This is a genomic window from Mycobacterium sp. NGS33, assembly GCF_059812885.1.
In genome coordinates, this window is sequence record NZ_JCALDN010000005.1 from 204,199 (window position 1) to 226,461 (window position 22,263).

General features: G+C 67.8%; 19 protein-coding genes and 1 other RNA gene. 10 read left to right on the plus strand and 10 right to left on the minus strand.

The window, feature by feature from the left end; genetic code table 11:
• The first annotated feature begins 64 nt into the window (after positions 1 to 64).
• Genes cobC through AC5Y5B_RS12905 form a run of 4 tightly spaced genes read left to right on the plus strand, consistent with a single transcriptional unit; the run spans position 65 to position 4,126 of the window.
• The gene (gene cobC / locus AC5Y5B_RS12890) at positions 65 to 1,108 is read left to right on the plus strand and encodes an Rv2231c family histidinol phosphate aminotransferase CobC (RefSeq protein WP_500005510.1); all 1,044 of its coding nucleotides are present in this window, start codon (positions 65 to 67) and stop codon (positions 1,106 to 1,108) included.
• Positions 1,105 to 2,244, plus strand: a complete 1,140-nt coding sequence (locus tag AC5Y5B_RS12895) for a Nif3-like dinuclear metal center hexameric protein (RefSeq protein WP_500005511.1) — start codon at positions 1,105 to 1,107, stop codon at positions 2,242 to 2,244. The genes cobC and AC5Y5B_RS12895 overlap by 4 nt, the downstream gene beginning before the upstream one ends.
• Positions 2,241 to 2,978, plus strand: a complete 738-nt coding sequence (locus tag AC5Y5B_RS12900) for a zinc ribbon domain-containing protein (protein WP_500005512.1) — start codon at positions 2,241 to 2,243, stop codon at positions 2,976 to 2,978. The genes AC5Y5B_RS12895 and AC5Y5B_RS12900 overlap by 4 nt, the downstream gene beginning before the upstream one ends.
• Positions 2,975 to 4,126: a bifunctional RNase H/acid phosphatase gene (locus AC5Y5B_RS12905; protein ID WP_500005513.1), complete on the plus strand. Its 1,152-nt coding sequence runs from the start codon at positions 2,975 to 2,977 to the stop codon at positions 4,124 to 4,126. Before AC5Y5B_RS12900 ends, AC5Y5B_RS12905 begins: the two co-directional genes overlap by 4 nt.
• An 18-nt stretch (positions 4,127 to 4,144) precedes the next feature.
• Here AC5Y5B_RS12905 and AC5Y5B_RS12910 read toward each other — a convergent pair whose 3' ends face one another.
• The 3 genes from AC5Y5B_RS12910 to AC5Y5B_RS12920 all read right to left on the minus strand — a co-directional run bounded on the left by AC5Y5B_RS12910 (position 4,145) and on the right by AC5Y5B_RS12920 (position 6,002).
• Complete coding sequence (locus tag AC5Y5B_RS12910; RefSeq protein WP_112634865.1) at positions 4,145 to 4,546, minus strand: VOC family protein; 402 nt, start codon at positions 4,544 to 4,546, stop codon at positions 4,145 to 4,147.
• Positions 4,500 to 5,342, minus strand: a complete 843-nt coding sequence (locus tag AC5Y5B_RS12915; RefSeq protein WP_500005528.1) for a helix-turn-helix domain-containing protein — start codon at positions 5,340 to 5,342, stop codon at positions 4,500 to 4,502. Before AC5Y5B_RS12915 ends, AC5Y5B_RS12910 begins: the two co-directional genes overlap by 47 nt.
• An 84-nt stretch (positions 5,343 to 5,426) precedes the next feature.
• Complete coding sequence (locus AC5Y5B_RS12920) at positions 5,427 to 6,002, minus strand: helix-turn-helix domain-containing protein (RefSeq protein WP_112634864.1); 576 nt, start codon at positions 6,000 to 6,002, stop codon at positions 5,427 to 5,429.
• 47 nt (positions 6,003 to 6,049) lie between these two features.
• On the opposite strand from AC5Y5B_RS12920, the gene AC5Y5B_RS12925 reads away from it, so the two are divergent.
• Positions 6,050 to 6,682, plus strand: a complete 633-nt coding sequence (locus tag AC5Y5B_RS12925; RefSeq protein ID WP_112634863.1) for a class I SAM-dependent methyltransferase — start codon at positions 6,050 to 6,052, stop codon at positions 6,680 to 6,682.
• Between the two features lie 5 nt (positions 6,683 to 6,687).
• Here AC5Y5B_RS12925 and AC5Y5B_RS12930 read toward each other — a convergent pair whose 3' ends face one another.
• Entirely contained in the window at positions 6,688 to 7,398 is a 711-nt protein-coding gene (locus tag AC5Y5B_RS12930; protein ID WP_205869206.1) for a 2OG-Fe(II) oxygenase, read from the minus strand.
• 77 nt (positions 7,399 to 7,475) lie between these two features.
• Between AC5Y5B_RS12930 and rnpB the strand changes: the two genes are divergently transcribed.
• Positions 7,476 to 7,878, plus strand: an RNA gene (rnpB, locus tag AC5Y5B_RS12935) — RNase P RNA component class A.
• A gap of 392 nt (positions 7,879 to 8,270) precedes the next feature.
• Here the strand turns inward: rnpB and AC5Y5B_RS12940 are convergent.
• From AC5Y5B_RS12940 to AC5Y5B_RS12955, 4 genes are all read right to left on the minus strand, one after another.
• Positions 8,271 to 11,408 carry a hypothetical protein gene (locus AC5Y5B_RS12940; RefSeq protein WP_500005514.1) on the minus strand — a complete coding sequence of 1,046 codons (3,138 nt, stop codon included), beginning with the start codon at positions 11,406 to 11,408 and terminating at the stop codon, positions 8,271 to 8,273.
• Between the two features lie 17 nt (positions 11,409 to 11,425).
• Positions 11,426 to 12,130 carry a hypothetical protein gene (locus tag AC5Y5B_RS12945; protein ID WP_500005515.1) on the minus strand — a complete coding sequence of 235 codons (705 nt, stop codon included), beginning with the start codon at positions 12,128 to 12,130 and terminating at the stop codon, positions 11,426 to 11,428.
• A 514-nt stretch (positions 12,131 to 12,644) separates the two neighbouring features.
• Positions 12,645 to 14,189 carry a CYTH and CHAD domain-containing protein gene (locus tag AC5Y5B_RS12950; protein ID WP_500005516.1) on the minus strand — a complete coding sequence of 515 codons (1,545 nt, stop codon included), beginning with the start codon at positions 14,187 to 14,189 and terminating at the stop codon, positions 12,645 to 12,647.
• Between the two features lie 131 nt (positions 14,190 to 14,320).
• Positions 14,321 to 14,569: a hypothetical protein gene (locus tag AC5Y5B_RS12955; protein WP_112634861.1), complete on the minus strand. Its 249-nt coding sequence runs from the start codon at positions 14,567 to 14,569 to the stop codon at positions 14,321 to 14,323.
• 188 nt (positions 14,570 to 14,757) lie between these two features.
• Here AC5Y5B_RS12955 and AC5Y5B_RS12960 point away from each other — a divergent pair, with 188 nt between their 5' ends.
• On the plus strand, positions 14,758 to 15,138 hold the full coding sequence (locus tag AC5Y5B_RS12960) for a heme-binding protein (protein WP_240631852.1): 381 nt from the start codon (positions 14,758 to 14,760) through the stop codon (positions 15,136 to 15,138).
• A gap of 10 nt (positions 15,139 to 15,148) precedes the next feature.
• Here the strand turns inward: AC5Y5B_RS12960 and AC5Y5B_RS12965 are convergent, their stop codons facing one another.
• Complete coding sequence (locus AC5Y5B_RS12965) at positions 15,149 to 16,336, minus strand: glycoside hydrolase 5 family protein (RefSeq protein WP_500005529.1); 1,188 nt, start codon at positions 16,334 to 16,336, stop codon at positions 15,149 to 15,151.
• 178 nt (positions 16,337 to 16,514) lie between these two features.
• A complete protein-coding gene (panB, locus tag AC5Y5B_RS12970; RefSeq protein WP_500005517.1) occupies positions 16,515 to 17,363 on the minus strand; it encodes a 3-methyl-2-oxobutanoate hydroxymethyltransferase in 849 nt (282 codons plus the stop codon).
• 131 nt (positions 17,364 to 17,494) lie between these two features.
• Between panB and AC5Y5B_RS12975 the strand changes: the two genes are divergently transcribed.
• The 3 genes from AC5Y5B_RS12975 to AC5Y5B_RS12985 all read left to right on the plus strand — a co-directional run bounded on the left by AC5Y5B_RS12975 (position 17,495) and on the right by AC5Y5B_RS12985 (position 22,251).
• Complete coding sequence (locus AC5Y5B_RS12975; RefSeq protein WP_500005518.1) at positions 17,495 to 18,898, plus strand: WS/DGAT/MGAT family O-acyltransferase; 1,404 nt, start codon at positions 17,495 to 17,497, stop codon at positions 18,896 to 18,898.
• 52 nt (positions 18,899 to 18,950) lie between these two features.
• Positions 18,951 to 20,513 (plus strand): alpha/beta hydrolase, encoded by a 1,563-nt coding sequence (locus tag AC5Y5B_RS12980; protein WP_500005519.1) that lies wholly within the window; start codon positions 18,951 to 18,953, stop codon positions 20,511 to 20,513.
• Positions 20,514 to 20,682: 169 nt separating this feature from the next.
• Positions 20,683 to 22,251, plus strand: coding sequence for an alpha/beta hydrolase (locus AC5Y5B_RS12985; protein ID WP_112634858.1), 1,569 nt, complete (start codon positions 20,683 to 20,685; stop codon positions 22,249 to 22,251).
• The last annotated feature ends 12 nt before the right edge of the window (positions 22,252 to 22,263 follow it).

Below are 22,263 nucleotides of genomic sequence, written 5' to 3' on the forward strand. Positions count from 1 at the left end.
TGGGTGCGGCCGGGTGTGACGGTGTTGCTCCGGGCGGCCCGCGGGGCGCACTAGTGTTTCACGGATGGCGAGTCTGAACCTGAGCCCGCCTGCGGCGCGCTACCACGGCGATCAGGCCGTCGCGCCGGGGATGCTCGATTTCGCCGTCAACGTCCGGCACGGCCAACCGCCGCAGTGGCTGCTGCGCCGGCTGGCCGAGCGGCTGCCCGATCTGGCGCGCTACCCCAGCCTCGAGGACGCCCAGCGGGCGCAGGACGCGGCCGCGCGGCGACACGGCCGGGTCCGCGACGAGGTGCTGCCGCTGGCCGGGGTGGCCGAGGCGTTCGCCCTGCTGGGCAACCTGCGCCCGCGGCGGGCGGCGATCATCGCCCCGGCGTTCACCGAGCCGGCCGTCGCGCTGACCGCGGCCGGGGTGCCGGTGCACCACGTCGTGCTGGAGCCGCCGTTCGGCCTGGCCGATGCGTCCGTTCCCGACGACGCGGACCTTGTCGTCGTGGGAAATCCGACCAACCCCACCTCGGTGCTGCACACCAGGGCGCAGCTGCTGGCGTTGCGCCGGCCCGGGCGGATCCTGGTGGTCGACGAGGCGTTCGCGGACTCGATTCCCGGTGAGCCGCACTCGCTGGCCGGCGATGCGCTGCCCGACGTGCTGGTGCTGCGCAGTTTGACCAAGACGTGGGCGCTGGCCGGGCTGCGGGTGGGGTACGCGGTCGGTTCCCCGGAGGTGCTGGCGCGGCTGACGGCTCAGCGGGCGCACTGGCCGGTGGGGACGCTGCAACTGGCGATCGCGGAATGTTGCGGCCGGCAGGCGGTCGCCGACGCGGCGGCCGGGGCGGCGCGATTGGCGCGACTACGCGCCGAGATGGTGGCCGGCCTGGCGTCGGTGGGGGCCGAGGTGGTCGACGGGCAGGCTCCGTTCGTGCTGTTCCGCACACCCCACGCCGTCGAGCTACGAAAACATCTGCATGACAGGGGAATTGCCATTCGGCGCTGTGATACGTTCGTCGGCCTGGACGAGCGGTACCTGCGGGCCGCGGTGCGCCCCGAGTGGCCGCAGTTGGCGCAAGCCATCTCCGAAACGACGGGACATCTTGGGGGGCAGCGGTGAGCGTGCAGCTGGCCGATGTCATCGCGGTGCTCGATGAGGCCTATCCGCCGCGGCTCGCCGAGTCCTGGGATTCGGTGGGGCTGGTGTGCGGGGACCCCGACGACGAGTTGCGGTCGGTGACCGTCGTCGTCGACGCCACGCCGGAGGTCGTCGACGAAGTTCCCGACGCCGGCCTGCTGCTGGCCCACCACCCCCTGCTGTTGCGCGGCGTGGACTCGGTGGCGGCCAGCACCCCCAAGGGCGCGCTGGTGCACCGGCTGATCCGGACCGGGCGGTCGCTGTTCACCGCGCACACCAACGCCGACTCCGCCTGCCCGGGGGTCTCCGACGCGCTGGCCGCGGCCCTGGGCCTGGACGTCGAGGCCGTGCTCGAGCCGGCCGCGGGCGCACCCGACCTGGACAAGTGGGTGGTCTACGTGCCGCGCGAGAACGCGGATGCGGTGCGCGCGGCGGTGTTTGCGGCCGGGGCCGGCCACATCGGTGATTATTCGCAGTGCAGCTGGAGCGTCAGCGGCATCGGGCAGTTCCTGCCGCACGAAGGCGCCGCACCGGCGGTGGGCAGCGTGGGCAATGTCGAGCGGGTGGCCGAGGACCGGTTCGAGGTGGTCGCGCCCGCTCGTTTACGGGCCGCGGTGCTGGCGGCGATGCGCGCCGCCCATCCCTACGAGGAGCCCGCCTTCGACATCTTCGCGATGGTGCCCCCGCCCGGCGACACCGGGCTGGGCCGCGTCGCGACGCTGCCGCGACCGGAACCGTTGCGCGACTTCGTGTCCCGTGTGAGCGCGGCGCTGCCGCGGACCTCCTGGGGGGTGCGGGCGGCGGGGGACCCCGACATGCCGGTGTCGCGGGTCGCCGTATGCGGCGGCGCCGGGGATTCCTTGCTGTCCGCCGCGGCCGGTGCCGGTGTGCAGGCCTTCGTGACGGCCGACCTGCGGCACCACCCGGCCGACGAACACCGCCGGACCTCCGAGGTGGCGTTGATCGATGTGGCACATTGGGCAAGTGAATTCCCATGGTGTGAACAGGCCGCCGACCTGCTGCGGTCGCGTTTCGGTGCGGAGCTTGCGGTGCGGGTGAGCTCGATTCGCACCGACCCTTGGAACGTCGAGCACCGGTCCGGGGGTGAGAAGTCGTGAAAGCCGAAGTGGCGCAGCAGCGTTCGTTGCTCGAATTGTCGAAACTCGATGCCGAGCTGTCGCGCATCACGCACCGGGCGACGCATCTGCCCGAGCAGGAGGCCTGCGAGCGGTTGCAGGCGGACTACGAGGCCGCCGGTGACCGGCTCGGCGCCGTGCGCATCGCCCTGGAAGACATCGACGCCCACGTGTCGCGGCTGGAGGGGGAGATCGACGCGGTGCGCCAGCGCGAGGATCGCGACCGCTCGCTGCTGCAGTCGGGAACGATCGACGCCAAGCAACTGTCGGACCTTCAGCACGAGCTGGAGACCCTGCAGCGTCGTCAAACCAGCCTGGAGGACTCGCTGCTGGAGGTGATGGAACGTCGCGAGGAGCTGCAATCCCAGCTCGACGGTGAGCAGCGAACGCTCACGTCCCTGGAGGCCGAAATGGCCAGCGCGCGCGAGGCTCTCGACGCCGCGGTCGCCGAGATCAGCCAGGCCCGCGAACGTCAGTCCTCGCGGCGCGACTCGCTGAGCGCCACACTGGACCCGGCGCTGTCCGCCCTGTACGAACGTCAGCGCGCCGGGGGAGGCCCGGGCGCCGGGCAGCTGCTGGGGCGCCGGTGCGGGGCCTGCCGGCTCGAGATCGACCGGGGCGAGCTGTCCCGCATCTCGGCCGCCGCCGAGGACGACGTGGTGCGCTGCCCGGAGTGCGGCGCGATCCTGCTGCGGGTCAAGGGTTTTGATCAGTGAAGGTCGTCATCGAGGCCGACGGCGGATCGCGCGGCAACCCCGGCCCGGCCGGATACGGCGCGGTGGTGTGGGACCAGGACCGCACGACCGTGCTGGCCGAGGCCAAGCAGGCCATCGGCCGGGCGACCAACAACGTCGCCGAATATCGGGGCCTGATAGCCGGTTTGGACGACGCCCTGAACGTCGGCGCCACCGAGGCCGCGGTGTACCTGGATTCCAAGCTGCTGGTGGAACAGATGTCCGGGCGCTGGAAGGTCAAGCACCCCCACCTGATCGAGCTGCACAACCAGGCCCGCAGCCGCGCGGCGCGGTTCGCGCGGATCAGCTACTCGTGGATTCCCCGGGAGCGCAACACGCACGCCGACCGGCTCGCCAACGAGGCGATGGACGCCGCCGCCGAGGCCGTGACGGACACCCCCGAGGCGGCGCCGACACCGGAGCCGGCGCCGAAACCCGAGCCGGCCGAGTCGGTGGCGGCTGAGTCGGTGGCGGCGCCGTCCCCGTCCGCGCCCGGCTGGACCGGCGCGCGCGGCGCCCCGACCCGGCTGCTGTTGCTGCGCCACGGCCAGACCGAGCTGTCGGTGCAGCGCCGGTATTCGGGGCGCGGCAACCCCGCGCTCACCGAACTGGGGCGCCGGCAGGCCGACGCGGCGGCGCGTTATCTGGCGCAGCGCGGCGGCATTTCGGCGGTATTCGCCTCACCGCTGCAGCGCGCCTACGACACCGCGGCGGCGGCCGCCAAGGCGCTGGGACTGGACGTGACCGTCGACGACGACCTGATCGAGACCGACTTCGGCGCCTGGGAGGGGCTGACATTCGGCGAGGCGGCCGAGCGCGACCCCGAACTGCACGGTCGCTGGCTGCGCGACACCAGCACCGCCCCGCCGGACGGGGAAAGCTTCGACGCGGTGGCCGATCGGGTGTCGAGGGCGCGTGACCGGATCGTCGCCGCCCAGCAGGGCACGACGGTGCTGTTGGTGTCGCACGTGACCCCCATCAAGATGCTGCTGCGCCAGGCGCTGGACGCCGGGCCAGGCATCCTGTACCGGTTGCACCTCGACCTGGCGTCGTTGAGCATCGCCGAATTCTATTCCGACGGAGCGTCTTCGGTGCGCCTGGTCAACCAGACGGCGTACCTCGGGGGCTGAGGGCGAGGGTTCACGGCGTCACGCCGGCGCTGGCTCGCCGCGGTAGTCGCCGAAGGACCACAGGTTGCCCTCTGGATCGCGCACCGTGAATTCGTTGGCACCGTAATCTGTTTCGCAGAGCGGACGCACGACCTCGGCCTTGCGCTGCAGTACCCGCTCGTAGAGTGCGTCGGGATCGGTGGTGACGATGTAGCCGCCGGCGGTGCCCGGTTCGCGGCACCATTCGGCGCCCGGCTTATGGCTGCCGAGCATGATGCCTCCGCAGCCGTGCGGCCAGTTCAGTTGCGCATGATCGACGGTCTCGCCCTCGCCGTAGCGCGCCGCGAGGACGAAGCCGAATGTGTCGACGTAGTAATCGATCAGCTTGGGTGCGTCATGGGCCTGCAGTGTCAACCAGACGGTCGGATTCGAAGCGGTCATGGTCCCACTGTGCGCCGAACGAATGGCCGCCGTCTTGAATGTTTCGGAACTCGTCGGCCAGCCACCGTCGCGGCGGCACACCGGCGAACCGGACGAATTCGCGGGTCATGTGCGCCTGGTCGCTGTACCCCGTCGCGGCCGCGACCGCAGCCAGGTCGACGCGCCCGTACCGGCGCGCCGACGCGGCGATGCGCGCCGTCGCGTGCTGGAAGCGCATGAGCATCGCCACCGTCTTGGGCGAGCGGCCGACCTCCTGGCCGAACAGCGTCGTCAGGTACCGGGTGGTCACGCCGACCGTATCCGCCACGGCGGCCACCGGTATCCGGCCCCGGCTGCGCTCCAGCAGGCGCCAGGCGTACGCGACCTCGGGACGCACGCTCGCACGCTCGCGGCGCCGCCGTGCCTTGATCAGGTAGTCGGCCACCAAGGCGAACACGTCCGGCCAGCCGTGCGCCTCGGTCACGCGATCGTGCAATTCGAGGGCGCCGCGATCCAGCACGGCGGTCGCATCGTATTCGGCGACGGGTAGCTCGGCGCTGGGCACGCCGAAGAGCGCGCGTGATGCGAGCGGATGCACCGCCAGCTGCACGCCGGCCTGGCCGCGGCGCTGCCGCACGTGGCTGGCCTGGACGTGCAGGCCGCTCAGCAGCAACGGGTTGGGGCGCGCAACGGCCAGGGCGCCGGCGGTGTCGCCCGCCTCGACCCCGTCGTCGAGGCTGACGATGAACGTCAACAACGAGGATGGCATGCCGCGGTGCACGGTCTCGGGAACGTCGAGGGTCCGGTATCCGACCATGGACGTCACGCCCGGCGCGCTGTGCGGCGCCGCCACGTGATATTCCGAGCCCCGGTCCACCCCACCACGCTAACGCCGCACCGGTCAGCTGTGCAGGTGCAGCCGCTCGCCGTGCGGCCCGAAGATCACGATGGCCTCCACCGGGCCGTCCACCACGCCGAACCAGTGCGGCGTCCACGTCGAGAACTCGACGGCTTGGCCGGGGTCGATGGTGAAGTCGCGCTCGCCCAGGATGAGCCGCATCCGCCCGGACAGCACATACATCCAGTCCTGGCCCTCGTGCACCGGCAGCTCGGCGGGCGGGTTGCGGCGCCGCGCGCTGACCCGAACCTTGAACGCGTGCAGGCCGCCGGCCGGGCCCTGCCGGGTCAGCGGCCAATAGGTGACGCCGTGGTGGGTGTGCGCGGTGCCGCGCACCCGCGGATCGGCGGCCGGCGGGGCCTGCAACAGCTCGTCGGTGCTGACCGACAGGGCCCGGGCCAGCCGGGGCAGGTGATCCAAGGCCAGCCGGCGCTTCCCGGATTCGAGGCGGCTCAGCGTCGAGACGTCGATGCCGGCGCGCTCGCCGACCTCTTGCAGCGTCAGGCCGCGCTGCACGCGCAGTTCCCGGAGCCGCCGACGCACCAGGAGGTCGATGTCGGGCATAGTTTTTGCCTGCATGGCAATTCAGCTTGGCAAACATCACCCGGTCTAGGCAAGCTCGCGGCATGGAGAATTCATGCAAACCTGATGATGCTGTGCAGTTTTGGGAGGAGCGCTACCGCTCGGCGGAACGGGTGTGGAGCGGGCGGGTCAATCCCCGCCTGGCCGAGGTGGCCGCCGACCTGCCGGTGGGCCGGGCTCTCGACCTGGGCTGCGGGGAAGGGGCCGACGCGCTGTGGCTCGCCGAGCGCGGCTGGCAGGTGGTGGCCGTCGACGTCTCGGCCACCGCGCTGCGCCGGGCGACGGAGGCGGCGTCGGCCCGGAATGTGCTCACGCGCATCGACTTCCAACGCCATGATCTCAACGAGAGCTTCCCCGACGGGACCTTCGATCTGGTGTCCGCGCAATACCTGCATTCGCCGGCTCGGCTGGAACGCGACGGAGTGCTGCAACGCGCGGCCGAGCGGGTGAATCGCGGCGGTGTGCTGTTGATCGTCGACCACGGCGCGCCGCCGCCGTGGGCGGAGCATCACGATCACCACTTCGCCGGCATCGAGGAGGTCCTCGCGTCGCTGCGCCTGGACGCGCCGCGCTGGGCGCGACTGCGGACGGAGGCCGTCGAGCGCGAAATGGTGGGCCCCAACGGGGAAGCCGGAACGATGGCCGACAACGTGATGGTCCTGCGACGAACCGGATAGACCCGTTACGCCGCGTCGTGAAAGATCAGCCCCATCGCATAGCGCTCGCCGGAGCGGACCACCGAGACGCCGTGGCGCACCGGCGCGGCAGACCAACCCCGCGCCGAGGGCACCGGCCGTTCCCGGGTGGTGAACACATAGCCGTGTCCCTGCGGCAGTTGTGTTGCCATGCCGCGTGATTGGGCCCGCAGCCGTTGCTCGACGAGCAGGAATTCACCGCCGGTGTAGTCGGTGTCGGGGTCGCTCAGGTTGATGACGACCTGGAGCGGAAAGACCAATTCGCCGTACAGATCTCGATGCAACGCATTCCAGTCGCCCGCACCGTATTTGAGCATCAGGGCGGTGGACCTGCGCTGGCCGGCGGCGTGGCAGGCCGCCAGCCAGTCGTCGAGGCTGTCCGGCCACGGCGCGTCGCGGCCGAGCCTGCCCCACCAATCGCGCGCTATCGGCAGCAGCCGGGGATACAGCGCCTGCTTGAGCGCTTCGATCGGTTCGGGGTAGGGCGCGTGAAAATAGCGGTATTGCCCGGCGCCGTACCGTTTGGGCGCCATGTCGATGGTCGACCGGAACAGGTCGTCGTCTGGGTAGAGCCGGCGCAGCCGGGCCGCTTCGGTGGGCGTGAGCAGCCGCGGCAGCAGCGCCCCGCCGTACTGGTCGACCTCGGCGGCGATGGCATTCCAGTCGCCGGAGCCGACGCGCTTTTCCCATCGGTCCACCAGGTCCACGATAGAGCCGCGCGAGCCGCGGTTGCTGGCCCCGGCTTGCCGCAGGTAGTACCGTGGTTCGTCGCGGACGAGTTGGCCGGGCGACCGCGGACCGTCGCAAGGCGGTTCGAGGAAAGTCCGGACTTCACAGAGCAGGGTGATTGCTAACGGCAATCCGAGGTGACTCGCGGGAAAGTGCCACAGAAAACAGACCGCCACCCACGCGGTGGTAAGGGTGAAACGGTGCGGTAAGAGCGCACCAGCATCCCGGGTGACCGGGGTGGCTCGGCAAACCCCACCCGAAGCAAGGCCAAGAAGGCCGCACCTTGTGGTGCGGCCGCGCAGGCGTTCGAGGGTTGCTCGCCCGAGCCTGCGGGTAGGCCGCTCGAGGCACCCGGTGACGGTGTGTCCAGATGGATGGTCGCCGCCGCGTCGCCGTTGCTCATGCGCGGCGGCGGGGAACAGAATCCGGCTTACAGGCCAACTCGTCCGCCTTCTAATGGCCCGCCAGTCCGCAGCCAGTCCGCACATCACATAACCTTGGTCGCTGACCGGCCCGGGGCGGGCGGCCCGGAACTGGCGACACCGCAAACGACGACAGGACCGACGCCGCGCCACTTGGTCGAGATCGTCGGCGCTGGCGTACACCATGTGCCCGGAGGCCTACCAGGGGCACAGCTTGCCGCGCTGATGCGGCACTGAGATTGCGCGCAAGGACGATGAAATTTACCAACCCACCAACGATCACGGCTCAGCGTGGACGCTGGGCGTCAAATCGGTGGGCCTAGACGTCGAGGCGACGACAGCGTGGAAGCGTCGCCGCGCTATCGAGCGGCCACGGCGCTTAGCGGCAAGGCCCAGTCCAGAGCGGAGCATGGGCGAGGTCAATCGACCTGGCGACCATGCAATCGCGCAATTGACCGCACCGACCAACGGGGATCGGATTCCAGCACCGTGCGGATGTCAGCGCTCCGATCATCGGCCTTGTCGCGAAGCGCCTGCGCTAACGTACGGCGCACATGGGGGTCAGCATCCCGACTCAGGGTCATCCCCAGTTCGTATGGCAGGTCGGGAGATTTCGCCCACAGAATTGCCGCGAGGCTACGTAGTGCCCAGCCACCTTGCGCAAGGAGTGCGGTGTTATCGCTTAGCTCGCTTTGGACGACTTGGAGAGCCTGTGTGATCCGAAAGTCTTCGTCGGAGCCCACACCGATCAGCTGCAAGGCGGAGTCTCGGACTTTCCGCTTCTCCTCACGCGATTTCGCCAGCCTTGCCGCTAGGAAAACTGCGGCAGGCCGGCTATCGCTTCGATCGTTGATACGCATGCCCTTAAAGGGATTTCGCATTGACGCATTGAAAGCATCGACATGAGATACAGGCGGGCTGCCTGCGAAATCCAATGCAGCTTCGAAGAATGTGCGGCGGGTTTTGTTGTCGAGCTTATCGACCAGATTACTCGCCGCCAGGAGATAGCTGTCGCGGTTTGAGGACCCTTCCCACGGCGATGCCGCGTTCGAAAGTAGCATTTCGATGCACGCTATCCGCTTCTTTACCGACAGCTTGGCTGCGAGCAGCGAATCGTTCACCGCGCCGGTGCCAACTCCCCAGCTTCCCGCGCTGTTCCGGGTCGGCGCGCACAGGCGCTCTGCCGCGGCCTCCGCAGCCTTACGGGACACGCGATCTGGATCGGTGTATCCGATAAGCGCGGCGGCTTCGTGGTGTCCTTTGTCGGCTATCGCTTGCAGTCGTTCGCGGACCTCATCGAGGTTGGCAACCAACGTGTCTCGCGCAACAGAGCCGAACGGGTGCGCACCACGCGCGTACAGTCCAACGAGTTGGTCAACTGCCACAGTGTGAAGTTCTCCAAGTTGACCGCGTGCAATGCCCGCCGCGATCTTGACGTGGCTTTCGTCTGTCCAACGGTAGTGGTGTTCCTCGACTACCACAGCGTCAGCGAGCATTTCGAGCACAGTTCGGGCATGTGCTGCCGACAACCGCTCGGCCACTGCCGCGAGGAGTCGATACGCCGAGCGATACATTTGTGGGCTCAATATCGGAGATTCGATACGCGCACCGGACATTGCGTCGTTGATTGCGGCAATTGCGAGGTCTGCGACGGCGTCTAGGGCGTCGTCAGGGATCAGATCGGCTTGCTCGGATGTGAATTCCAGTGCGGAGGCTACCACCCAGGACAGGGGTCCTTTCATTAACTCGGTGACATCGTGGTAAGAATCGCCGAAGGCAGCTGCGACTTCACGTGCCGCCTCATAGTCGCCGCCTTGAATTGTGTAATAGGCAGCTAAGGTGAGATTCCCTGTAGCGCAATAGTTTTGGCCGAGGAGTCGACGCGCCTCAAGCTCGTCCCAGAACGACGCAGACCTAACTCCATCTAATAGGTGTCGTCGCAGATTGATCGCGGCAACCCGAGTCTCGTCGAAGTGAAGCGCAGCCAAAGCCCGCTCTCGGCTGTCATTTGCCGTGGTGACAAGCTTGGGTTGAGTGGGCAGGTCGGTGAGCGCCCTCGCGACCGGATGCCACTTATCTTCAAGAATGCCGAGGTGGCGATTGGCAATGTGACGCTGGCTGTAGAGCCAGTCCGCTGCATCCCTGTGCCGCTTAGCCAAACATGCGTCTCCAATCGCTTCAGCCCATGCGTCATCTGCTTCTCTAAACTTGCTCTGCAATGCTTGGTGGCGGCCATAACGGGCGAGGGTCAATGCTTTGAGATCGTGTCCCATCGTGGTTCTCGCGGCCCGAATCAGGCTGGCCCAGTCTCCTGTGGCGTCGGCTACGGTTAATCGAAGTCGTACGGCGACAGCGTCGTTCGCTGCCTCGATGTCAGCTGCCGCTGATTCGATTAGTTGTTGATGCGAGTTGATCCATGTCAGGTCGTCGTTCGCCAGGGCATGTTCCGCCGCGATGAGCACGGCGCGTGCACGATCGCCAACGTCAGCGAGTGTGAGGGTATCGGTGGGAAGCTCGACCGTCGTCGGCGTCGGCTGGTGTTGAAGGTCGTCGATAAATTCGGCCAGCTCGAATGCCGCGCCCAGCGCGGGAGTGCGTGCCGCTTCAGGTGGCGTGGGACCGATTTGACTGAATCCCGCGAGACCTCGTAACACTTGGACGATGCGCGCTGTTCCCCGAGAGTCACCCGCGCGCTCTGCTCGCCACAAGGCATCAAGAAGTAGTCGGATTGCGCCGGCTTCATCATCTGTGCGGATACAAAGCGCCGCCACAGTCTCGTGGAATTCTTCTGCGTGACCGGGAAATCCAGCTGACACGAGCTTTTCCTGCACCGCACGGTACAACTCAAGAGCGGCTGCTGGTTCGTCGCGTTCAAGACCCCTTGCCTTGGTTAGCAACTCTTGCGCATCCGCCGCACGAAGGGGACCCCGCACAACTGCGTCAGCAGTGGCAACCGCGTCAGGGCTTGGGATCTCAACGGGGGAAACGACATACGCCGGACAAAAGCGTTCGGCTGCCCTAGGGCTGAAGTACTTGATGACCAGCTCTGGCCTGTTGCGCAGCATATCCGTGATCTTCGATTGGTCCCAGATCTCAATCTCCAGCGGCTGGTGTTCTTTGTTCAACTCGATCAGCCGGTCTGCGATATCCCTTTGCCGTACTTGCCTGCCGACGCCCACCACGAAGCGGGTGAGCTGGAATGGCGCGGTCGAACTTGTGTATTTTCTGACCGCCGCGTTGAGCGTGCCTACGGTGAAACGTTGAACTTGTTTGGCTTGGATGCCCTCGACCGCCTGCTCAGGGTTCAGTCCGATAACGTCGAGCCCTTTCTGGGCTTGACCCCGCGAGCCGTAAAACTGAAGCGCTCTCAGTCCAAGTTCCGCCTTGCCCAGATCCAGCAGCAATCGCTCGAAATCCTCCCACCGCATCGAGTCGGTAGGCAAAACATCGAGCTGGGACTCGATCGGAGGCGGAACGACTTCGTCGACTGGCCCGAGGATCGGATCGTCGATCTGGATCGGGTGGAGCTTGTTATCTGCTGCCTTCTTTGATGCCATTACTAGTTGAGTCTTACTCAGAATGTCGAGAAGCCGTCGACACTGATCGTCATCCCATGCCCAGTCACATCATTCATGAAGGTGGTGCCCTCGCTCGTCGGGGTGATCGTCCAGCCGATGGCCCGGTAGACGGTCCCATAGGTCATCGTCACGTAGTCGGGGTTACCCGGATCCCCGTAGAGCCATTGCGATTCACCGCGCGAGGTGACGCCGACACCGGACGCGGGCATCCCATTGGAACTCGGCCCAAGCTGCCTGGTGAATTGGACGTTGCACTGGACGTCACCGGCGGTCATCGCGCAGACAGTTCGCCCGGAGACTGTGCGCACGTGGACGCTTCCGTAGCCATCCATGGGCAGTGTGGCGGGCGTGGGCGGCTGGCTGTGCGTTAAAGGAGGCGGTGCGGATGGCGCAGCCATCGGTGGCCCAGAAGTCGCGGGCGTCGCGCCGGTTGGAGACGCGGGTGTCGGGGTCGCGACGCTGGGCGCGGGTTCTTCGCGGTGACGCAGATATGCGAATGCGACCACCGAGGCGACCGCAACCAGCACGACACTCGCGGCCACCGCAAGAACGGTGATCCGCCCCGGAGTCAGCCGCTGCTGCGGTGTCCAGTCCTCGCCGTCATCGAGCGACCAGGCGGTACGCGCCTCGGTCTCGCCGATTGCTGCGCCTAGCTCGGTCGGTTCAACCTCAGTCGGGGCGTCGTCGTCCGCTTCCCCCATACACGGATGGTAACGACCTGAGACGGTCTCTGAGCAGCTAATCGGTGGTCGTGGCGTGAGGTTAGGTGGTGATGTGGGCCAGGACCTCGCCGCCGAGAAGACCAGTCTCCGAAAGCTTCTTATCCGCCTCGGTTGGTGACCGCGAAAGCGCGGACGTTCAACAGATGGAGAACAACGGCTCTGGCTCCAACAGGGCGCGCCTAGGCTACGCCGACATCCCACCCGCGCGGTTTATTTGAATTGCTGATGGCCTCCCGCGACCGCGCAACCCATTCGCACCAAAATCAGGAATTCCATTCCCCGATGTCTGGGCACTCTGGCCAGCTTGATCAATGGCCAATCGCTATCGTGTTCGATTGACTGCCGCCAGTCCGCAGCCAGTCCGCAGCAGAATTTCTCGCAACTTTGATCAGCCTTCAAAGCCAACACGCTGACCATCAATTTTGTCGCGCCCCCAACAGGGCTCGCGCTAGCAAACGCCCTGCAACGGCTTACAGGCCAACTCGTCCGCCTTCTAATGGCCCGCTTTGCGCACCGCCTTGGCCAGTTTGCGCAGCGTGTCGTCGAGTTCGTCGCGGCACCGATCGGCCAGGTCGGCCTCCCGCTGATACAACAGCCCGTAGGTGAAGGTGTCCTCGCCGGCGGCGTGCGCGGTCTCGGCCTCCTGACGCAGATGCTCGCGGCTGACGACGCTGTCTTGATGATCGCCGAGCAGCGACTGTACCGCCTTGGCCTGCGCGGCCACCCCGTCCGCGCCGGTGGCCGACGCGGTGTAGCGAAGTCGCTTGGCGCGCTTGCGGATTCGATGGATCGCCTCGTCGCGTTGGTGGTGGTCGTCGGGGTGTTCGCGGTCGACCTCCGCGGCCGCCTTCTGGGCCTTGCGGACCTTCTTGTAGGCGGCGTCGATGGTCACCGGTGCGGGTGTCTCGGCGGTGGCGGCACCCGGGATTTCGGCCGCTATCAGGTCGAGGGAGTCGAGCAGGCGGAAGTATCGCTGCGAGCGCATCGCGATCAACGACCGGCGCAGCCCGGTCTGGTAACGCCGCTGGGCGCCCCCGACAAGACGTTCGCGCACCGGTCCGCGCACCAATTCCGGTGCGAGTGAGTCCAAGTCGCGTTCGTATCGCTCGGCGAGCACCTCCGCGTCGCGCGCCACGCCCAGTATTCCGGCGAGCTCGCGCAACTCGTCGAGCACCCAGCCGTCATCGGGCAGCCCGAACGACTCCTGGTGGTCCCGCAGCAGGCTGCGCAGCTTGCGGGTGGTCACCCGCATCTGGTGAATGGAGTCGTAGGCGTCGGCGCGCACCGCGCGATCCCACACCAGGAGCTCGCGGACTTGCTCGGCGATCGCGCGCTGCAGCGGATCTTCCGGCGGCGCAGCGCCGTCGGGCGCCGGGGTGGTGCCGAGCACCCGCGCCAGCTTGGAGCCGTGACCGGCAGGCGCGGCGCCGGCGTCCAGGAGCCGGTTGCTCAACCGGTTCAGCAGCTCGACGCCGGCCGTGCCGTTGGACAGGCCACTGGCTTCCAGGAGCTCCAATTCCCACTCGCGCCATTCCTGCTCGGTCGGCGCGTCGGCGTCCTCGGAGTCCCGCGTCGACCACGCGGTGACATGGTCGTTGCTGAACTCGGCCAGCGCGGTGCCCGCGGCGTCGTAGAGCACCTGGCTCTCGCGGCGGGTGGTGATGCGCGCGACCGGCTGCAGCGGACGGTCGCGGACGATCGCCAACACCACGTCGGTCAGCTCGTCGGGCACGGTGTCGTTGGCGCCCGAGGCATCCAGCGGTGTGCGCACCTCGGTGCGGGCGTCGGGTCCGGCCGGGAGCTTCAGGTGCCATCCCGCGTCGGTGCCACCGGTGCGGCGGCGCAGGGTTATCTTGTTGCGCGCCAAGTCGTGTACGGGCGTGTCGAAGTACGTCGCGTCCAGGGTTTGCATCGGCGACTTCTCGACGTGGGCAACCGCGGCGATCCCCTCGAACGAGGGCGACACGGTGGACTCGACCACGTCGAACTTGCGCTCGACCTCGAGATGACGCGAGGTCTGCGGCGCTTTTGCAGGCATCTTCGGCTCCGTTAAGGGCGCGTGGGGCGCGTCACCGCGGCCGTGGACGTGGGTGGTTGGTGGAAATGAGCACCCATAGCCTGCCATATGAAAGCGACGAGGCCGCCGCGGATCTGTCGGCGCGACCGCCGTTACGGCGGCGGCGGCGGAGGGGCCGTCGTGTCGTCTTCGGGCAGCGGCGCATAAACCGCCGGCGGCGGCACATAGCGTTGGATGTTGTCGGCGATGTTGGTGCATCCGCTCACCGAAATGCGTCGGCCCGCGCCCACGCAGACCGTCGCCTCCACCCGATCGGCGGAATGGGTCGGAACGAGAATGGCGGGGGTCGCGGCCAAGCCCGCGAACGCCAGCAACGCGGCAAACCAGCGGCGCCGATTCATCTGCGGTCTCCTTCCAGCCACCCTGGATGCATTGTGCCGTCGCAGCGCGGTGGGCGGGCCAGATTGACGAATGGCTCCGCAATTTCTTTGCCCGCCCGAATTGGCGCATGCGCGGCGTGAAAACCCCTTATGGTTTGCGGTACGGATAACGGCCGCGCCTGCGGACGCGAAGACGAAGGAGCTTTTCCATGGTGTCTTTTGTTCGCCCGGCGGCCCGAATCGTTTGCGGCGCGATGGCGGCCGGCGCGCTCAGCGTGGCAATGCTTTTCGCGACGGCGGGTTCGGCCGCCGCGGATTGGCCGGCGGACGACCCGGAACCGGCGCCCTCGTCGCAACCGAATTGCACGGCGGCCGACCTTGCCCAGGTGTCGTCGGGGGTCGCCGCGGCGACGTCGGCGTACCTGTTCACCCACCCGGACGTCAACGCCTACTTCACCAGTTTGAAGGGGCAGCCGCGCGAGGACATGCGTGCGCAGTTGAAGCAGTACATGGACGCCAACCCGCAGACGCACGCCGACCTCGAGGGCATCCGCCAGCCGTTGACCGATTTCCAGAATCGGTGCCGCTGACCGAGTTCCGTCAGCCGGGCGGGGGTGGCGGCGGCTGCAGATGCATCGCCAGGTCGCCGCACTCGAGGATCGTCTGAATCTCGGTGTCGCGGAACGGCCGCCCGTCGGGGCCCAGCAGGTCGTGAAACCACTCCTGCGGCATCGCGGGGTTCGGGTTCGGTTGGTCCCAGGAATCCCAGGGGAAGTAGGTCTGCGTCTTCCCGGCGACAAGCCCCCAGTTGAACGCGCCGACGCCTGCGCGCTTCGCGATGGGCAGGATGTCTTGGACGGTGCTGCCCAGCGGCCGGGCCATGTACTCGGTGCACAGGATCGGCCGGCCCTGACCGACGAGTTCGGCGATGCGGCTCTCGAACTCCGCCGGCGCGGCGTAGGAGTGAAAGGTGATGATGTCGGAGTTGTCGAGCTGGATGCCGCTGATGACGCTGCGGCGACCCGGATCGGCCCACTCGCCGTGCCAGACGCCACTGGTCAACGGCTGGCAGGGATCGACGAGCCGCGCCCACTCGAACACCTGGGGGAGCAGGTGGGCGACCAGGTCCACCTTGTCTTTCCGCTCGACCGCGGCGTACGCGTCGGCGGGATTGTCCGGCTCGTTCCACAGATCCCAACCCAAAACGCGGTCGTCGCTGCGGAATTGCGTCAGGACCTCGGTGACATAGCCGCGCATGGTGCGCAGGTAGCCGCGATCGTCGAGACGCGCCGCCCCCGGACTCTGCACCCAGCCGGAGTTGTGGATGCCCGGCCGCGGCGCGCGCTGCGGACCCGCCTGGGGGAACGGATCCCAACACGAATCGAACAAGACGAACAGCGGCTTGATGCCGTGGCGCGCCGCGATGTCGACGAACTGCGCGAGGCGCCCCTGGAACCCGCGGTGATCCTGCGCCCAGAGCTGATCGTGCAGGAACACCCGTATCGCGTTGAACCCGTTGCTCTGCGCCCAGCCCAGTTCGGTGTCGATGCGCCGGGGGTCGAAGGTTTCGCGCTGGAACATCTCCAGCTGGTTGATGGCCGTGGAGGTGATGTAGTTCGCGCCGACCTTCCAGCCCTGCGCCTGATACCACCGGTTGGCGCGCTCGGGTGACCACCGGGCGGCCTGCGGCGAGGTGCGGGGCGGTTGGGCGGACGCGCGCGGTGTCTGGGCCAATGCCATGCCTCCTGCCACCAGCAGCGGCAACGTCAACACCGCTCGACGGTGCACGAAGTCACCGCGATTCCCCCGGTCGATGTGGTCCACCCCTGCTCGTCAGAGTTCGGTTCGTCTCTGCGGGCAATCGTACAGCGCTGTACCGCAACGCTTTTCAGCGGTTTGATTGGGACGGGGATAACCACGCCGACCAGGCGTGAAGCGTGCCGGTGATGAATTCGCCGCGGTGGGTTTAAAAGCAGTGCTCGTCGGCGGGGAACACGCCGCCGGCCACCTCTTGCGCATATTGCGTTGCGGCCCGGCGCAATTCCGCACCGATGTCGGCGAATCGCTTGACGAAGCGGGCGGGCTTGCCGTCGCTCATGCCGGCCATGTCCTGCCACACCAGGACCTGGCCGTCGCAGTTCGGCCCGGCCCCGATCCCGACGGTGGGGATGGTCAGCTTGCCGGTGATCTGGGTGGCCAGCTCGGCGGGCACCATCTCCATCACGACGGCGAACGCGCCGGCCTCGGCGACGGCGATCGCGTCGTGCACGGTCTGCTCCGCCGCGTCACCGCGGCCCTGCACCCGGAATCCGCCCAGGCCGTTCACGCTTTGCGGGGTGAACCCGATGTGCGCCATCACCGGGATGCCGGCGGCGGTCAGGCAGGCGATCTGGTCGGCCACCCGCTCGCCGCCCTCGAGCTTGACCGCGTGCGCGCCGCCCTCCTTCATGAAGCGGGTGGCGGCGGCGAGCGCGGCGGCCGGTCCGGCCTCGTAGCTGCCGAACGGCAGGTCGGCGACGACCAGCGCGTGCGGGGCGCCCCGCACCACGCCGCGCACCAGCGGAATCAATTCGTCGATCGACACGGGAACGGTGGTGTCGTAGCCGTAGACCACGTTGGCCGCCGAGTCGCCCACCAGCAGCACCGGGATGCCGGCCTCGTCGAAAACGCGGGCGGTCGAATAGTCGTAGGCCGTCAACATGGCCCACTTGTGGCCTTCGGCCTTCATCTTCTGCAGGTGATGGGTGCGAATTTTGGGCCGCGGCTTGTCGGGCTGCGCGGGCGGGTTGGCACCGTAAACGTTGTGCTCAGACATCATTGTCCCTAGTGGTGGTCGGTTCGATCCTCGTGGCCTTCAAGGTCCCCGGGTTCGTTTGACCATTTGATTCTGCCATTTCTTTTGCGCAGTTGCACCGCCGCGGCGGTGTGAGACATACCATGCTGCGCATGCAGCGGCTGAGTGGACTGGACGCCAGCTTCCTGTACCTCGAGACGTCGTCACAGCCCCTGCACGTGTGCTCGATCATCGAACTGGACACGTCGACGGTGCCGGGCGGCTACGCCTTTGACCGGCTGCGCGACGCCCTCGCGCTGCGCATCAAGGCGATTCCGGCGTTTCGCGAGAAGCTGGCGAACAGCCCGCTGAACCTCGACCACCCGGTGTGGGTGGACGACGAGAAATTCGACATCAACCGGCATCTGCATCGCATCGCGGTGCCGGCGCCGGGCGGGCGGGCCGAGCTCTCCGAGATCTGCGGCCACATCGCCGAGACGCCATTGGACCGGGGCCGGCCACTGTGGGAGATGTGGGTGATCGAAGGCGTGGCCGGCACGGACTGCCACCGCTCGGACGGTGTCGGGGGCCGGCTCGCGGTGGTGACCAAGGTGCACCACGCCGGCGTCGACGGGGTGACCGGCGCCGACCTGATGTCGCAGTTGTGCGCGACCGAGGCCGACGCCCCGCCCCCGGGGCCGGTCGAAGGCGTCGGCGGAGCCCAGGGTTGGCGGATCGCGGCCGGCGGGCTCGTCCGCTTCGCGACCCGGCCGCTGCACCTGGCCAACATGGTGCCCGACACCGTCTCGTCGGTGCTCGCCACGGTGCGACGGGCGCGCGACGGCCTGGCCATGGCCCGCCCGTTCGCGGCGCCGCGAACCGTCTTCAACGCCAAAATCAGCGACCGCCGCAACGTCGCTTATGCCGAATTGGATCTCGACGACGTCAAAACGGTGAAGAACAAATTCGACGTCAAAGTCAACGATGTCGTGATGGCACTGGTTTCCGGGGTGCTCCGCCAATACCTGACCGACCGCAACGAATTACCGAAATCGTCGCTGGTGGCCTCGGTCCCCGTTTCGGTGCACGGCAAATCCGACCGGCCCGGCCGCAATCAGGTATCGGCGATGTTTTCCAGTTTGCATACCGAGATCGCCGATCCCGTGCAACGCCTGAAAGCCATCGCCGAGGCGAATTCGATTGCCAAAGAACACAGTTCGGCTATCGGCGCGTCGCTGCTGCAGGACTGGTCGCAATTCGCCGCGCCGGCGGTTTTCGGTATTGCGATGCGTCTGTATGCCAGGACCCGGTTCACCGACAGCATGCCGGTGCACAATTTGGTGGTCTCCAACGTGCCCGGCCCGCAGGTTCCGCTGTACATGCTGGGGTCCGAGGTCAAATCGATGTATCCGTTGGGGCCGATATTTCACGGCTCCGGACTCAACATCACCGCGATGTCGCTGCGGGGCAAACTCGACATCGGTCTGGTGGCCTGCCCGGATCTGCTGCCGGATCTATGGGAGATGGCCGACGAGTTCGCGGTGGGGTTGGAGGAGTTGCTCGCGCTCGCGCGGTAGCTCCGGAGGCGGTGCCGCTAATCAGGATCTCAGGTTTCCTCTGGCAGCATAGGTGGGCATGGGCCCGTCTCGCCGCGCCAAGATCGCGCGCACGCTGCTGATCTGGACGTCGATGGGCGCCGCGGCGCTGCTGCTGGCCGGCTGCGTCCGCGTGGTGGTGGGACGTGCCGTCATGTCCGGGCCGAAGCTGGGCCAGGCCGTGGAGTGGACGCCGTGCCGGGCGGCGAACCCGAAGGTCAAACTTCCGGCCGGCGCGTTGTGCGGCAAACTGGCCGTGCCGGTCGACTACGACCACCTCGACGGCGACGTGGCGACGCTGGCGATGATTCGTTTCCCCGCGACCGGGGACAAGATCGGCTCGCTGGTCATCAACCCCGGCGGGCCGGGGGAGTCCGGCATCGAAGCGGCGCTCGGCGTCGTGCAGTCGTTGCCCAAGAAGGTCCGCGAACGCTTCGATCTGGTGGGCTTCGACCCCCGAGGGGTTGGGGCGTCGCGCCCGGCGGTCTGGTGCAACTCCGACGCGGACAACGACCGGCTGCGCACCGAGCCCAACGTCGACTACAGCCCGGCCGGTGTGGCGCACATGGAGGACGAGACCAAGCAGTTCGTCGGCCGCTGCATCGACAAGATGGGCAAGGATTTCCTGGCCAACGTCGGGACCGTCAACGTCGCGCGCGACCTCGATGCCATCCGCGCGGCGCTCGGTGACGAGAAGCTGACCTACCTCGGCTACTCCTATGGCACCCGGATCGGCTCGGCGTACGCCGAGGCCTTCCCGCACAACGTGCGGGCGATGATCCTGGACGGCGCCGTCGACCCCAACGCCGACCAGATCGAGGCCGACCTGCGTCAGGCCAAGGGATTCCAGGACGCGTTCAACGACTACGCCGCCGACTGCGCCAAGCAACCCACCTGCCCGCTGGGCACCGATCCGGCCAAAGCCGTGGACGTCTACCACAGCCTGGTCGACCCGATGGTCGACCCGAACAACCCGATGGTGGGCCGGCCCGTCCCGACGAACGACCCACGCGGACTGAGCTACAGCGACGCGATCATCGGGACCATCATGGCGCTGTACTCGCCGAACCTGTGGCATCACCTGACCGACGGCCTGGCCGAACTCGTCGACCACCACGGCGACACCCTGCTCGCGCTGGCCGACATGTACATGCGCCGCGACTCGCACGGCCACTACAGCAACGCCACCGACGCGCGGGTGGCGGTCAACTGCGTCGACCAGCCGCCGATCACCGACCGCGCCAAGGTGATTGACGAGGACCGCCGCTCCCGCGAGGTCGCACCGTTCATGAGCTACGGGCAGTTCACCGGCAACGCGCCGCTGGGCACCTGCGCGTTCTGGCCGGTGCCGCCAACCAGCAAGCCGCACACCATTTCCGCGCCCGGCCTGGCGCCCACCGTGGTGGTGTCGACGACCCACGACCCGGCCACCCCGTACAAGGCCGGGGTCGATCTGGCCAACGAACTGCGCAGCTCGCTGCTCACCTACGACGGCACCCAGCACACGGTGGTGTTCCAGGGCGACGGCTGCATCGACAACTACGTGACGGCGTATCTGGTCAGCGGCTCGATCCCGCCGAGCGGCGCCAAGTGCTGACCGGCCGCTGACGACGCGGCCCGCGTCGCTGGCGCCGAACGTGCACTCAGAGCGGGATTTTCGTCGATTCTTCGCCGTGAGCGCACGCTCGGCGAGGGCCCGCGCCCATTGAGAGCCGAGACCAAGGCGTAATCGTTTCGCGCTGTGACGGGTACCGGGGGCTGCAACGATGACAGCCATGTCGCGCCTGAGATCCTTGAGCTCGGCGCTGTTTTCGTTCGGGTTGCTGCTCGGTGGCACCTGCGTCGTCGCGCAGCCGGTGGCCGTCGCCACGCCCGAACCCGGCGCCGGGCAGACGCCGGGCCCGAACCCGCCGTCGGCGGCGGTGCCGCAGGGTTGGGGAAGCTGCGGCCAATTCGTCGGTGACACAAGCGAAATCCCCACCGCGCAGTGCACCACCGTGTCGGTACCGATCGACTACAACAATCCCGCCGGCGCGCAGGCGAAGCTGGCGGTGATCCGGATCCCGGCCTCCGGGCAACGGGTCGGCGCGCTGCTGGTCAATCCCGGCGGCCCCGGCGGCTCGGCGGTCGACATGGTGGCCTCGATGGCCCCGGATCTGGAGAACTCCGCGATCAGGCGCAACTTCGACCTGGTCGGCTTCGACCCCCGAGGCGTCGGTCATTCGACGCCCGCGCTGCGCTGCCGCACCGACGCCGAATTCGACGCGTACCGGCGCGAGCCGATGGTCGACTACAGCCCGGGCGGGGTCGCGCACATCGAGCAGCTCTACCGGCAACTGGCCCAGCAGTGCGCCAACCGGATGGGCGCGGCGTTCTTGGCCAACACCGGCACCGCCTCGGTCGCGCGCGACATGGACGTCGTGCGCCAGGCACTCGGCGACGACCAGATCAACTACCTGGGCTACAGCTACGGCACCGAGCTGGGCACCGCCTACCTGGAGAAGTTCAGCAACCACGTGCGGGCGATGGTGCTCGACGGCGCCATCGACCCGACCGTCGGGCCGATCGACGAGAACGTCAACCAAATGGCGGGATTCCAAACGGCTTTCAACGACTACGCCACCGACTGCGCCCGCTCGCCGGGCTGCCCGCTGGGCACCGACCCGACCCAGTTCGTCAATCGCTACCACGCGCTGGTCAACCCGCTGGCCACCAAGCCGGGCCGCACCGCGGACCCGCGCGGCCTGAGCTACGCCGACGCGACCACCGGCACCATCAACGCGCTCTACACGCCGGCGCACTGGAAATACCTGACCAGCGGGCTGCTTGGGCTGGCGCGCGGGACCGACGCCGGCGACCTGCTGTTGCTCGCCGACGACTACGACGGGCGCGACAAGAACGGGCACTACTCCAACGACCAGGACGCGTTCAACGCGATCCGCTGTGTCGACGCGCCGAACCCGACCGACCAGGCCAGCTGGGTGAACGCCGATCAGCGGATCCGACAGGCCGCGCCTTTCCTGAGCTACGGGCAGTTCACCGGAAATGCTCCGCGCGATTTGTGCGCGCTGTGGCCGGTGCCGGCGACGTCGGCGCCGCACGCCGCGCCGCCCATGGCGCCGGGCAAGGTCGTCGTCGTCTCCACCACACACGACCCGGCCACGCCGTATCAGGCAGGGGTGAACCTGGCCCGCCAGCTCGGCGGCCCGCTGATCACCTACGACGGGACCCAGCACACCGCGGTGTTCAACGGCCACCAATGCGTGGACAACGCCGTCGTCCGCTATTTCGTCGCCGGCACGCCGCCGCCGGCCGGCTACCACTGCCAGTCCTGACCAGCGCCCGGC